Source organism: Nonomuraea sp. NPDC049607 (assembly GCF_040675375.1).
In the GTDB taxonomy this organism is placed as follows: domain Bacteria; phylum Actinomycetota; class Actinomycetes; order Streptosporangiales; family Streptosporangiaceae; genus Nonomuraea.
Genome location: NZ_JBFAOV010000029.1, coordinates 57,244 through 69,769 on the forward strand (window position 1 = coordinate 57,244; position 12,526 = coordinate 69,769).

The window sequence follows — 12,526 nt, forward strand, 5'->3', positions numbered from 1 at the left end:
GTTGTTATGACTCCTTCGAGAGCGAGACGAGGACGTCATCGCCGTCGATCTTGACTGTGTAGACGTTCACGGGCTTGGTGGCGGGCGGGCCGGTCGGCTTGCCGGAGCGCACGTCGAAGCACGAGCCGTGCAGCCAGCACTCCAGCGTGCCGTCGTAGACCTCGCCCTCGCTGAGCTTCACCTCGGCGTGCGAGCAGACGTCGTGCAGGGCGAAGACGTCGTCGCCCTTGCGCACCAGCGCCACCGGGGTCTCCCCGACCTCGACGCCGATGACGCCGCCGTCGGGGATGTCGGCGATCTGGCAGACCTTCTCGAAACTCATCGCGCGAGCTCCGCCTCCACCGCGGCCAGCACCCGGTCGCGGATCTCCTCGATCTGGATCTTCTCGATGAGCTGGCCGAGGAAGCCCCTGATGACCAGGCGGCGGGCCTCGTCGTAGGGGATGCCGCGGGCCTGGAGGTAGAAGATGTGCTCGTCGTCGAGGCGGCCCGAGGCCGAGGCGTGCCCGGCTCCGGCGACCTCGCCGGTGAGGATCTCCAGGTTGGGGACCGAGTCGGCGCGGGCGCCGTCGGTGAGGATGAGGTTGCGGTTGAGCTCGTAGGTGTCGGTGCCCTCGGCCTCGACCCTGATGATCACGTCGCCGATCCAGACGGCGTGCGCGTCCTGCCCCTGCAGCGCGCCGCGGTAGTCGACGTTGCTCTTGCAGTTGGGCTGGGAGTGGTCGACCAGGAGGCGGTGCTCCAGGTGCTGGCCGGCGTCGACGAAGTAGACGCCCGACATGTCGGCATCGCCGCCCGGCGCGGTGTAGGCCACGCTGGGCGAGAGCCGGACCAGGTCGCCGCCGAGGGTCACCACGAAGCTGCGGAAGGTGGCGTCCTTGGCGAGCTGGGCGTGGTGGTGGGAGACGTGGACGGCGTCGTCGTCCCAGTCCTGGAGGCTGACGACCTTGAGGTCGGCGCCGTCGCCGACGACGAACTCGATGTTGTCGGCGTAGACGGCGCTGCCCTTGTGGTCGAGCACGACCACGGCCTCGGCCATCGGCTCCACCTTGACCACGATGTGGCCGTAGGCGGCGCCGTCGCCCTCACCGGTCAGGGTGAGCACGGTCGGCCGCGACGTGACGGCCTCGCGCGGCACCGTGATCACGGTCGCCTTCTCGAAGCTGTTCCACGCCTGCGCGCTGACCCGGTCGGTGGGCGTGAACGCCTTGCCGACGCGGGCGTCGTCGCGCCCGACCGTCTCCACGACGACCTCGGGCGCGGCCTCGACGTCGAGGCGCACGTGGCCCACGGGGTCGGCCTTGCCGTTGTGCAGGCCCTTCAGGCGGGAGAGCGGCGTGAAGCGCCACGACTCCTCGCGCCCGTTCGGGACCTCGAAGTCGCCCAGGTCGAAGGACGCCTTCTCGTGCAGGGTCGACAGGGGCTTCTCGTTCAGGCCCATCAGCCGACGGCTCCTTCCATCTGCAGCTCGATCAGCCGGTTGAGCTCGAGCGCGTATTCCATGGGCAGCTCACGGGCGATCGGCTCGACGAAGCCGCGCACGATCATCGCCATCGCCTCGTCCTCGCCGAGCCCGCGGCTCATGAGGTAGAAGAGCTGGTCCTCGCTGACCTTGGAGACCGTGGCCTCGTGGCCCATCGAGACGTCGTCCTCGCGCACGTCGACGTACGGGTAGGTGTCGGAGCGGCTGATCTGGTCGACCAGGAGCGCGTCGCACTTGACGGTGCTGGCGCTGCCGTGGGCGCCCTCCTCGATCTGCACGAGACCGCGGTAGGAGGTGCGGCCGCCGCCGCGCGCCACCGACTTGGAGATGACGCTGGAGCTGGTGTTGGGCGCCAGGTGCACCATCTTGGAGCCGGCGTCCTGGTGCTGGCCCTCGCCGGCGAAGGCGACGCTCAGCGTCTCGCCCTTGGCGTGCTCGCCCATCAGGTAGACGGCCGGGTACTTCATCGTGACCTTGGAGCCGATGTTGCCGTCGATCCACTCCATGGTCGCGCCCTCGTAGGCGACGGCGCGCTTGGTGACCAGGTTGTAGACGTTGTTCGACCAGTTCTGGATGGTCGTGTAACGGCAGCGGGCGTTCTTCTTCACGATGATCTCGACGACCGCGCTGTGCAGCGAGTCGGAGGAGTAGATCGGCGCGGTGCAGCCCTCGACGTAGTGGACGTAGGAGTTCTCGTCCACGACGATCAGGGTCCGCTCGAACTGGCCCATGTTCTCGGTGTTGATCCGGAAGTAGGCCTGCAGCGGGATCTCGACCTCGACGTTCGGCGGCACGTAGATGAACGAGCCACCGGACCACACGGAGGTGTTGAGCGCGGCGAACTTGTTGTCGCCGACCGGGATCACCGAGCCGAAGTACTCCTTGAAGAGCTCCTCGTGCTCCTTCAGGCCCGTGTCGGTGTCGACGAAGATGACGCCCTTCTCCTCAAGGTCCTCACGGATCTTGTGGTAGACGACCTCCGACTCGTACTGGGCCGCGACGCCGGCGATGAGGCGCTGCTTCTCCGCCTCGGGGATGCCGAGCTTGTCGTAGGTGTTCTTGATGTCGGCGGGCAGCTCGTCCCAGGAAGCGGCCTGCTTCTCGGTCGAGCGCACGAAGTACTTGATGTTGTCGAAGTCGATGCCGGTGAGGTCGGAGCCCCAGGTGGGCAGCGGCTTCTTGTCGAACAGGCGGAGGCCCTTCAGGCGAAGGTCGAGCATCCACTCCGGCTCGTTCTTGAGCGCGGAGATGTTGCGGACGACCTCCTCGGACAGGCCACGCTTGGCCGCCGCGCCCGCGGCATCCGGGTCGGCCCAGCCGAACTTGTAATTCCCGAGGCCTTCCAGCTCCGGGCGGTCGGTGACAGTCACCTTCCGGTCTCCTTGCTCTTGTCTCTGTGTGCGGATTCAGCCAGCGACTTCGGGCTCACGTGGGTCGTGCAGACCCCGTCGCCGTGCGCGATCGTGGCCAGGCGCTGCACCGGGGTGCCGAGCAGTTGCGCGAACGCCTCCGTCTCGGCCTCGCAGAGCTGCGGGAACTCCGCGGCCGCGTGAGCCACCGGGCAGTGGTGCTGGCAGAGCTGGTCGCCGCCCGACTTGGCCTTGCTGGCCGAGGCGGCGTACCCCTCTGCCGACAGCGCCTGCGCCAGCACCTGTACGCGCTGGTCCGCCGGCACCGTCCGCATGACCGGCTCCAGCCGCGTCAGCAGGCTCGACACCTGCGAGCGGGCGAAGTCGGTCACGGCTTCTCGCCCCATGCGCTCGGCCAGGAAGCGGAGTGCGCTCCCGGCGAGGTCGTCATAGGCGTGCTCGAAAGCACTGCGCCCCGCGTCGGTGATGGCGAACAGCTTGGCGGGCCGTCCGCGCCCGCGCTGACCGCGCGGCCTGACCGTGCGAGGCTCTATCATTCCCTCGGCCAGCAACGCGTCGAGGTGCCTACGCACCGCGGCGGGCGTCAGCCCCAGCCGCTCGCCGAGCGAGGCGGCCGTCACGGGACCATGCTCGAGGATCAGCCTGGCGACACGCGCGCGTGTGCTGCGCTCGCTACCGGGCTCGATCGTGGGCATGTTTTTCACAACATCAGTGTGCCGTAATTCCTTCCCGGTTCACAAACGAATCGGAGCAGGCCACCAATGGAATTCCTCACGCAGGTTAGGCTTACCTAACCTTTCGGCGTCCCAGAAGGGCGAACGCGAGCGCCGAGCACGTGATCAGCCCGAGCATCACGCAGGCCATCGGCAGGGCCGTGCCCTCGCCCGCCAGGCCGACCAGCGGGGCCGCCACGGCGCCCAGCGCGAACTGCATCACGCCGAGCAGCGCCGAGGCGCTGCCCGCGATCTGGGCGGGCTGCCCGGCCAGGGCCAGCGCGCCGGTGCCGGGCAGGACGAGCCCCTGGCCCAGCATGATCACGAACAGGCCCGCCACAATGCCGGCCAGGCCGAGCCCGCTGAGCGCGGCGGTCAGCAGCAGCCCCGCGCCCACCAGGGCGGTGACCAGCCCGGCGACGACCAGGCGGGCGGGCTCCACGCGGCCCGACAGGCGGCCGCCGACCTGGGCCATCACGGTCAGGCCGAGCGCGTTGAGGCCGAAGATGAGCGAGTACTGCTGCGGGGTGGCGCCGTACACCTGCTGGAGCACGAACGGCGAGCCGGAGATGTAGCCGAACATCGCCGCGAAGGCCAGCCCGGCGGTGAGCGCGCAGCCCATGAACGAGCGGTCGCGCAGAAGCTGCCAGAAGGTGCGCACGGTGTGCGCGAGCCCGCCGCTCTCGCGCTGACCTGCGGGCAGCGTCTCGCGCACGCCCGGCAGCACGGCCAGCAGCAGCACGAGCCCGGCGAGGCTGAGCGCCACGAACACGCCGCGCCAGGAGGTGAAGGCGAGCAGCTGGGCCCCCGCGATGGGGGCCAGGATCGGGGCCAGGCCGCTGACCAGCATGAGCGTGGCGAAGATGCGGGCGATGGCGGCGCCGTCGTACAGGTCGCGGACGACCGCGCGCACGATGACCAGCGCGGCACCGCCCAGGACGCCCTGGAGCAGCCGCAGCACGATCAGCACGGGCACCGAGGGCGCGAACGCGCACAGCAGCGAGGCCACCATGAACCCGGCCACGCCCACGATCAGCGGGACGCGGCGCCCGCGCACGTCGCTGACCGGCCCGGCGACGACCTGGCCGACGGAGACGCCGATGAGGCACGCGGTGAGGGTGAGCTGGACCTGCGCCGGAGCGCTGAGCATCTCCTCGGTGATGGCGGGCAGGGCGGGCAGGTACATGTCGATGGACAGCGGGCCGATCGCCGACAGCGCGCCCAGGATGACCAGCAGCAGCCCCCGCCTCCCGCCCTTGGCCTCGCCCTTGCTTCCCATGGCGGCGGACGCGGCTTCTGCCACGGACATGCCCGAACCCCTCTCCCTCGCAGGCCGATGACCCACGAGGGCCGAGGGATCAAACCGGGATTCGGTCCTCCTAATTCCCGGTTATCAGATATTTCATGCTGTTTCGTTCAGTTGGATGACCCCGAAGGCCGCGCCCTGCGGGTCGATCAGCTGCGCGAACCGGCCGGGCGGCGCCTCGGTCACGCAGGTGAGCACGTCCGCGCCCGCGCCGGCGGCGGTGTGCAGGGCCACGTCGAGGTCGGCGACCGCGAAGTAGGTCAGCCAGAAGGACGGCAGGTCCGCCGGGGCCTCCTCGGGCATCGGCATCATGCCCGCCACGCCCGTCTCCCCCGCCGTCCATTCGGTGTAGGCCATGCCGCCCAGGTCCGACGTGCGCGACGTCCAGCCGAAGACCGCCGCGTAGAAGCGCTCGGCGGCCGGCACGTCGCGCGTGTACAGCTCGTTCCAGCAGAACGCGCCGGGCTCGTTGACCAGCTCGGCCCCCGCATGGGCGGCCGCCTGCCAGGCTCCGGCGTAGGAGCCGTCCGGGGCCAGCAGGACGGTCATGGTGCCCTCGTCGAAGATCGCCATGGGCTCGGCCACGACGGTCCCGCCGGCGTCCCTGACCCGGCCGGCCAGGGCGGCGGCGTCGTCGGTGGCGACGTAGGTGTTCCACATCGAGGCGGGGCCGCCGTCGCGGGCGGGGCCGATCCCGGCGACCTTGCTGCCCTCGTGGACGAACATCCCGTAGCCGCCGGCCGCCGGGTCGTCCACCATGTCGGCCCGCCAGCCGAACAGGTCCCCGTAGAACCGGACCGAGCCGGGGACGTCGGTGCTGGCCAGGTCCACCCAGCACGGGACTCCTGGGTCGTACTCACTGCGTCGCGACATGCAACCTCCTCAGACGTGGAGCTCATCGCCGCGCTTCCCCCCGTTCTCACGCCTTCGCGGGGAACGGTCCGGTCAAGAGCCGTCCATTTCCGGGCAGGGGGCCCGCCGCCCGTTCGCCGGGCGCGTACCTGGGGGCCGGACCGCCCGGCGCAGTCCCTAAACTCGTGCCATGGATTCCCCAGCCGTCGAGATCGTCGACCTGGTCAAACGCTACGGCGGCAGGACCGCCCTCGACGGCCTCACCCTGCGGGCCGGCCGCGGCGCGGTCACCGCCGTCCTCGGGCCCAACGGCGCGGGCAAGACGTCCACGGTCGAGATCTGCGAGGGGTTCCGCAAGGCCGACTCCGGCACGGTGCGGGTGCTCGGCCTGTCGCCCACGCTGCCCGAGCTGCGCCCGCGCGTCGGGGTGATGCTCCAGGCCGGCGGGGTGCCGCCGGCGATGCGCTGCGCCGAGTGGCTGCACCTGGTCTCGCGCTTCTACGCCCGTCCCCACGACCCCGGCGCGCTGCTGACCCGGCTCGGGCTGGCCGAGCACGCGCGCACCGCCTACCGGCGGCTTTCGGGCGGGCAGCAGCAGCGGCTCTCACTGGCCGCGGCCGTGATCGGCAGGCCGGAGCTGGTCTTCCTCGACGAGCCGACCGCCGGTCTCGACCCGCAGGCCCGGCACGCCTGCTGGGAGCTGGTCGGCGAGCTGCGCACCGCCGGGGTGTCGGTGGTGCTGACCACCCACCACATGGAGGAGGCCGAGCGGCTGGCCGACCACGTCGTGATCATCGACAGGGGGCGGGTGGTGGCCGAGGGCAGCCCGGCCTCGCTGACCGGGGCCGAGCGGCAGCTCAGGTTCAGGGCCAGGCCGGGGCTCACGCTGGAGGAGCTGCTCAACGCGCTCCCGGCGGGCAGCGCGGCCAAGGAGTCGCCCGCCGGCCACTACATCATCGAGGGCCAGGTCGGGCCCGAGCTGCTGGCCACGGTCACGGCCTGGTGCGCGGCCGAGGGCGTCACGGCCGACGACCTGCGCATCGAGCGCCGCACCCTCGAAGACGTCTTCCTCGAACTGACCGGCAGGGAGCTGCGATGACGCCCGCGCTCGACCTCTCGCCCGCTCCGGGCGCCGCGCCCTTCCCGCGCATGGTGCTCGCGCAGGCCGGCTCCGAGGTCCGCACGATGCTCCGCAACGGCGAGCAGCTCCTGCTCACGCTGATCATCCCGGTGCTGCTGCTGGTCGGTTTCTCGCTGGCGCCGCTGGTCGACGTCGGCGGCGGCCGGCGGGTCGACTTCCTGGTCCCCGGCGTGCTGGCGCTGGCCGTCATGTCCACCGCCTTCACCGGGCAGGCCATCGGCACCGGCTTCGAGCGCCGCTACGGCGTGCTGAAGCGGCTGGGCGCGACCCCGCTGTCCAGGGCCGGCCTCATGCTCGCCAAGACGGGCGCGGTGGTGGCCGTGGAGGTCATCCAGGCCGCGGTGATCGTGGCCGTCGGGCTGGCGCTGGGCTGGCGGCCCCACGGGTCTTTCCTGGCCGCCGCGGTGCTGGTCGTGCTGGGCACGGCGGCCTTCAGCGGCCTCGGGCTGCTCATGGCGGGCACGCTGCGGGCCGAGGCGACGCTGGCCGCGGCCAACCTGGTCTACCTGGTGCTGCTGGGGGCGGGCGGGGTGGTGTTCCCGCTGTCTAAGTTCCCCGAGGGCGCGCGGCCGGTCCTGGAGCTGCTGCCGATCTCGGCGCTGACCGGCGGCCTGCGCGCGGTGCTCGCCCAGGGGGCGGCGCTGCCGCTGGGGCCCGTGCTCGTCCTGGCCGGCTGGGCCGTGCTGACCCTGGCCCTGGTCTCGCGCCTGTTCCGCTGGGAGTGAGGGGCGCGCCACCCCCCTGTGCGGGGATGTCGTACGAGGTCAGTACTCTCTGACGACTGTCCCAGCTTCCTCCGAGGTGTTCCGTGACCGACTTCGCCCTCGACGATCCCTTCGATCGCCGGCAGGCGCTGCCCCGGCCCGGGCGCCTGCTGCGCCAGGCCGCGGACTCGATCCCGCCCTCGTCGCTCGTCCTGCTGTCCATCGTCTCGGTGCAGCTCGGCGCCGCGTTCGCCAAGGAGCTGTTCTCCGTCCTGCCGCCGAGCGCCGTGGTGTTCCTGCGCATCGCCGCCGGCGGTCTGATCATGGCGGCGGTGGCCAGGCCGAAGCTCAAGGGGCTGGGGTGGCGCGACTGGGCGGTCGGGGTCGGCTTCGGCCTGACGCTCGCCCTGATGAACCTGTCCTACTACGAGGCCCTGTCGCGGCTGCCGATGGGCGTCGCGGTGGCGATCGAGTTCCTCGGCCCGCTGGGCGTGGCCGTGGCCGCCTCCCGGCGCAGGCTCGACCTGGCCTGGATCGGCCTGGCGGGCCTCGGCGTGGCACTGCTGGCGCCCTGGGGGCAGCAGGCGTCGGCGAGCTGGTGGATCGGCATCGGGTTCGCCCTGGTGGCGGGCGCGTGCTGGGCGGGCTACATCCTGCTGTCGGCCGCGGCCGGAGGGCGGTTCCCCGGCACCACCGGGCTGTCGTTCGCGATGATCGTCTCTGCGCTGGTGATCGCGCCGGTGGGCGTCACGACCGGCGGCGCCGACCTGTTGCAGCCGTCCCTGCTGCTGATCGGGCTGGGCGTGGGGCTGCTGTCGTCGGTGATCCCGTACTCGCTGGAGCTCCACGCGCTGCGGCGCATGCCCAAGCACGTGTTCGGCATTCTCATGAGCCTCGAACCGGCGGTGGCGGCGATGGCGGGTGTGCTGGTGCTGGGCGAGGTCCTGCACGTGCAGCAGTGGGCGGCGATCGTGTGCGTCGTGGCCGCGAGCCTGGGCTCCACCCGGATGAACGGGCGATAGGGTGCCGCCGCGCGCCCGCGGGGATGGGGTTCTCTCGGGCGCGCGGCGGAGGGCTCGGCTTCAGGTGGGCGGGTCGCCGAGCCCGGGGAAGGCCAGCGGAGCGGGCTTCCGCGTGACCGGGCTTGTGCAGCTTCACGTAGATCAGTTCGTGAAAGCTTTCACAAACACATTACCCCAAAACGGACAAACCTTCTAAATTCGGACGGCAAAGAATCGCGGCCGGGTCAGTGCTCGGCCCAGATGCCCCGGACGTGGCCGATGTGCTCGCCCATGAGGTGGCCGACCGCCGCGCCGTCGCCGCTCTTGAGCGCGTCGAGCAGGGCCAGGTGCTCCCGGGCGGAGTCGGTCAGCGAGCCGCGCTCGGCGAGCTGGGACAGGCCGTAGAGCCGGGCCCGGTTGCGCAGGTCGCGCACCACGCCCACCAGGTGGACGTTGCCGGACAGGGCCAGCAGCTCCAGGTGGAAGCGCAGGTCGGCGTCGATGTAGGCGAGCAGGTCGCCCCGGTCGGCGGCCGAGACGATCTCCTGGGCGACCGGGCGCAGCCGTTCGAACTCCTCGGCACGGGCGCTGTCGGCCAGCCGCGAGACGGTGGGCACCTCGATCAGCTCGCGGATCTGGGTCAGCTCGTCGAGGTCGCGGTCGGACAGCTCGGTCACCCGGAAGCCCTTGTTGCGCACGGCCTCGACCAGGCCCTCCTTCGCCAGGTCGAGCATCGCCTCGCGGACCGGCGTGGCCGAGACGCCGAACTGCGCGGCGAGCACGGGCGCGGAGTAGACCACCCCTGGCCGCATCTCACCGGTGATCAGCGCGGCCCGCAGCGCGTGCGCGACCTGCTCGCGCAGGCTCTGCCGCTCCCCCACCATGGGCAGGTCGAGCCGGTCCTCGGCAGTCATCCGCCTTCCCTCCTACTTCCACGCCTCGTACGCGGCCGCGGCCACCACCAGGTCCTCCCACGCCATGCCGGTGCTCTTGAACACCCGCGGGCCGGGACCGGCCACCACCCTTCCGGCGATCAGCTCGGCGAGGTTTCCGGCGAGATGACCAGAGGTGATCGTACCGTGGCGGATCGGGATGATCACGTCGCCGGCCTCCTCCAGGGCGGCCGACCTGGCCTCGACGACCACGGTGGCGCGGGCGACGAGGTCGCCGTCGAGCTCCCGGACGCCGGGCTCGTGCGACCCGACCGCGACCACGGTGACGCCGTCGCGGGCGAGCTTACCGGGGAACAGCGGCTCGGCGGCGGTGGTGCAGCAGGCGACGAGGTCGGCGGCCCGGACCGCGTCCGCCGCCGCCGGGGCGTCCGCGCCATGGGCCTGCGCGGCCAGGCCCAGGTCGCGGCAGCGGCCGGCCAGGGCGGCGGCGCGGACGGGGTCGCGGCCGACGACCGTGACGTGCTCGACGGGACGTACCTCGCGCAGGGCCAGGACGTGGCCGTACGCCTGCGGCCCGCTGCCGAACACCACCAGGCGGCGGGCGTCCGGCTCGGCCAGGTGCGCGACGGCCAGCGCGGAGACGGCGGGCGTGCGCAGGGACGTGAGCGCGATGCCGTCCAGGGCGGCCAGCGGGGCCAGGGTGTCGCCGTCCAGCAGCAGGTACGTGCCCTGGACGCGGGGCAGCCCGCGTCCGGGGTTGGCGGGCGTGACGGTGACGGCCTTGACCCCGGCGTAGCGCCCGGCGGCCGCGGGCATGAGCAGGAGCTGCCCGGCCGGCAGGTCCACGACGGGCCGCCGGGGCGTCAGCTCGGGGTCGAGCCCGGCGCGCAGGGCCTGTTCGAGCACGGCCACCGCGCGCCCGACCGGCACCAGCCGCTCCAGGGTCTCCCCGTCGATGTAGGGCAGGTCGCTCATCGCAGCGTGAACCCCGTTCCGATCGGGTCGGCGGGATCGAGCTCGAAGACGTGCCTGCCGGTGCGGTAGGCCATGCCCTCGATCTCCGGCACGATGCCCTCGGGCGTCACCCCGGCCACGCGCGCCCGGAAGACGGACCCGACGATGCTCTCGTGGACCAGCGTGCCGCGCAGGCCCTCCTCGTGCAGCAGCGCCATCCTGGCGGCGGTGCCCGAGCCGCACGGCGACCGGTCCACCTCGCCGTCGGCGAAGACGGTGACGTTGCGCTGGCGGACGCTCCCGGCGGCGTCCGGCGGCTCGTCGCCCGGCAGGTCCTCGTGGAAGATCACGCCGTAGACGCCGGAGAGCCGGTCGTCGCGCGGGTGGCGGGTGGCGGGGTGGCCGGCCAGGGCGGTCTTGAGGCGGCGGGCGTGCTCGACGAGGGCGGTCAGATGGCGCGGCTCGACGGACAACCCGAGCGACCCTGCTGAAACAGACGCATAAATCGCCCCACCGTATGAAATGTCAACCTTGCTCCCGGCGGCCTCCACGTCCCGCGCGATCACGTACGACGGGACGCTCACGAACGTCACCCCCTCCACCCGTCCGCCCGAGCACCGCACCCGGGCCCTGACCCGCCCCGACGGCACGTCCACCACCACGTCGGTCTCCCCGTCGGCATCGGCCTCGACCAGCCCCTCGTGCACCGCGTACGCCCCGAGCGCGATCGTGCCGTGCCCGCAGGCGGTGGAGAAGCCGTCCTTGTGCCAGAACAGCACGCCCAGATGCGCCCCGGCGTCGTCGGGCGGGACCAGGAAGCAGCCGTACATGTCGGCGTGCCCGCGCGGCTCGTGGCACAGCAGCCGCCGGACGTGGTCGGCGTGGCCGGGGGCGTTCTCCCGCCGGGTGAGCACGTCCGCGCCGGGGATCTCGGGCACGCCCGCGGTGACGATCCGGAACGGCTCGCCGCCCGTGTGGTAGTCGACAGTAGTGATCACCTTGTGAACCCCTCCGGGCCGGGTCGAGGAAGCCGCCAGGAGTAACATGTCACATTGTCAGGCTGTGGAGAAGCCCCTGACGGGACCGTCCCACCTGGCCCGTACCATCGTTGACGTGAAGGAATCCACCGGCCGCCCCAACGTCCTCGTCCGCGCCCTGCGCTCGTTCTGGGCGCCGACCACGCGCTCGATGCGCGGCTGGGCGCTGGCCTCCGTGGTGGCCAACGCGGGCATCGCGGTGACCGGCGCGGGGGTGCGGGTGACCGGTTCCGGGCTCGGCTGCCCGACCTGGCCGAGGTGCACTCCCGACAGCTTCGTGCCGATCGCCCATCCCGAGATGTCGATGCTCACGATGCTCATCGAGTTCGGCAACCGGCTGCTGACGTTCCTGGTGCTCGCGGTGGGCGCGGCGTGCGTGCTCGCGGCGCTGCGCCTGGCCTCCCGCCGGCGGGCGCTGGTGCGCCTGGCGCTGCTGCAACCGGCGGGCGTGCTGGCCCAGGCCCTGTGGGGCGGGCTGGTGGTCAGGAGCGCGCTCAGCCCGTTCACGGTCGGCATGCACTTCCTGATCTCCATGGCCCTGATCGCCGCCTGCTGGATGCTCTACGCCCGCGCCGGCGAGGGCGACGGCCCGGCCGCCGGGGTCGCCCACCGCGACATCCGGCTGCTCGGCTACGCGCTGCTCGCGGCCACGGCCGTGCTGCTGGTGGCGGGCGTGGTGGTCAGCGGCACGGGCCCGCACTCGGGCGACGTCATCGCCTCCCGGTTCGGCTTCGACATCGAGACCGTGGCCCGGCTGCACGCCGACATCGTCTACGTCGTCGTCGGCCTGACCTTCGCGCTGCTGTTCGCGCTGCGCGTGACCGGCGCGCCGCGACCGGCCAGGCGGGCCGCGCTCGGGCTGTTCGCGGTCGAGCTGGCCCAGGGCGTGATCGGCTACACCCAGTACTTCCTGGCCGTGCCGGCCGCGCTGGTGCTGCTGCACGTGCTCGGCGCCTCGCTGGTGTGGATCGCCGCGCTGCGGGTGGTCACCGCGCTGCGCACCCGAGGCCCGCTGGAGGCCCCGGCCGCCGCCGCTCCTGCGGAAGCGCCCGCCACGGTCTGACCCCTTGTGC

At 72.1% G+C, this 12,526-nt stretch carries 13 protein-coding genes; 4 read left to right on the forward strand and 9 right to left on the reverse strand.

Features of this window, described 5'->3' with window-relative positions; translation table 11 throughout:
* Positions 1–4: 4 nt before the first annotated feature.
* The 6 genes from AB0J97_RS38520 to AB0J97_RS38545 form a co-directional block, all read right to left on the reverse strand.
* A complete protein-coding gene (locus AB0J97_RS38520) occupies positions 5–322 on the reverse strand; it encodes a non-heme iron oxygenase ferredoxin subunit (protein ID WP_357705767.1) in 318 nt (105 codons plus the stop codon).
* Positions 319–1,440, reverse strand: coding sequence for a Fe-S cluster assembly protein SufD (sufD, locus tag AB0J97_RS38525; RefSeq protein ID WP_364098411.1), 1,122 nt, complete (start codon positions 1,438–1,440; stop codon positions 319–321). The genes AB0J97_RS38520 and sufD overlap by 4 nt, the downstream gene beginning before the upstream one ends.
* Positions 1,440–2,852: a Fe-S cluster assembly protein SufB gene (gene sufB / locus AB0J97_RS38530; protein WP_364098414.1), complete on the reverse strand. Its 1,413-nt coding sequence runs from the start codon at positions 2,850–2,852 to the stop codon at positions 1,440–1,442. Before sufB ends, sufD begins: the two co-directional genes overlap by 1 nt.
* Positions 2,849–3,547 carry a metalloregulator ArsR/SmtB family transcription factor gene (locus AB0J97_RS38535; protein ID WP_352328768.1) on the reverse strand — a complete coding sequence of 233 codons (699 nt, stop codon included), beginning with the start codon at positions 3,545–3,547 and terminating at the stop codon, positions 2,849–2,851. The genes sufB and AB0J97_RS38535 overlap by 4 nt, the downstream gene beginning before the upstream one ends.
* 91 nt (positions 3,548–3,638) lie before the next feature.
* The gene (locus AB0J97_RS38540) at positions 3,639–4,874 is read right to left on the reverse strand and encodes a multidrug effflux MFS transporter (protein WP_364098417.1); all 1,236 of its coding nucleotides are present in this window, start codon (positions 4,872–4,874) and stop codon (positions 3,639–3,641) included.
* 93 nt (positions 4,875–4,967) lie between these two features.
* Complete coding sequence (locus AB0J97_RS38545) at positions 4,968–5,744, reverse strand: VOC family protein (protein WP_364098420.1); 777 nt, start codon at positions 5,742–5,744, stop codon at positions 4,968–4,970.
* 169 nt (positions 5,745–5,913) lie between these two features.
* Between AB0J97_RS38545 and AB0J97_RS38550 the strand changes: the two genes are divergently transcribed.
* The 3 genes from AB0J97_RS38550 (at position 5,914) to AB0J97_RS38560 (ending at position 8,590) form a co-directional block, all read left to right on the forward strand.
* A complete protein-coding gene (locus AB0J97_RS38550) occupies positions 5,914–6,822 on the forward strand; it encodes an ABC transporter ATP-binding protein (RefSeq protein WP_357705762.1) in 909 nt (302 codons plus the stop codon).
* On the forward strand, positions 6,819–7,589 hold the full coding sequence (locus AB0J97_RS38555; protein WP_357705761.1) for an ABC transporter permease: 771 nt from the start codon (positions 6,819–6,821) through the stop codon (positions 7,587–7,589). Before AB0J97_RS38550 ends, AB0J97_RS38555 begins: the two co-directional genes overlap by 4 nt.
* 83 nt (positions 7,590–7,672) lie before the next feature.
* A complete protein-coding gene (locus AB0J97_RS38560; protein WP_364098425.1) occupies positions 7,673–8,590 on the forward strand; it encodes an EamA family transporter in 918 nt (305 codons plus the stop codon).
* A 224-nt stretch (positions 8,591–8,814) separates the two neighbouring features.
* Here AB0J97_RS38560 and AB0J97_RS38565 read toward each other — a convergent pair whose 3' ends face one another.
* Genes AB0J97_RS38565 through AB0J97_RS38575 form a run of 3 tightly spaced genes read right to left on the reverse strand, consistent with a single transcriptional unit; the run spans position 8,815 to position 11,414 of the window.
* Positions 8,815–9,483, reverse strand: coding sequence for a GntR family transcriptional regulator (locus tag AB0J97_RS38565; RefSeq protein ID WP_357705759.1), 669 nt, complete (start codon positions 9,481–9,483; stop codon positions 8,815–8,817).
* A gap of 12 nt (positions 9,484–9,495) precedes the next feature.
* On the reverse strand, positions 9,496–10,437 hold the full coding sequence (locus tag AB0J97_RS38570; protein ID WP_357705758.1) for an ornithine cyclodeaminase family protein: 942 nt from the start codon (positions 10,435–10,437) through the stop codon (positions 9,496–9,498).
* Positions 10,434–11,414 carry a proline racemase family protein gene (locus tag AB0J97_RS38575; protein WP_364098429.1) on the reverse strand — a complete coding sequence of 327 codons (981 nt, stop codon included), beginning with the start codon at positions 11,412–11,414 and terminating at the stop codon, positions 10,434–10,436. The genes AB0J97_RS38570 and AB0J97_RS38575 overlap by 4 nt, the downstream gene beginning before the upstream one ends.
* 115 nt (positions 11,415–11,529) lie before the next feature.
* On the opposite strand from AB0J97_RS38575, the gene AB0J97_RS38580 reads away from it, so the two are divergent.
* Positions 11,530–12,516 (forward strand): COX15/CtaA family protein, encoded by a 987-nt coding sequence (locus tag AB0J97_RS38580; protein WP_364098432.1) that lies wholly within the window; start codon positions 11,530–11,532, stop codon positions 12,514–12,516.
* Positions 12,517–12,526 lie beyond the last annotated feature (10 nt).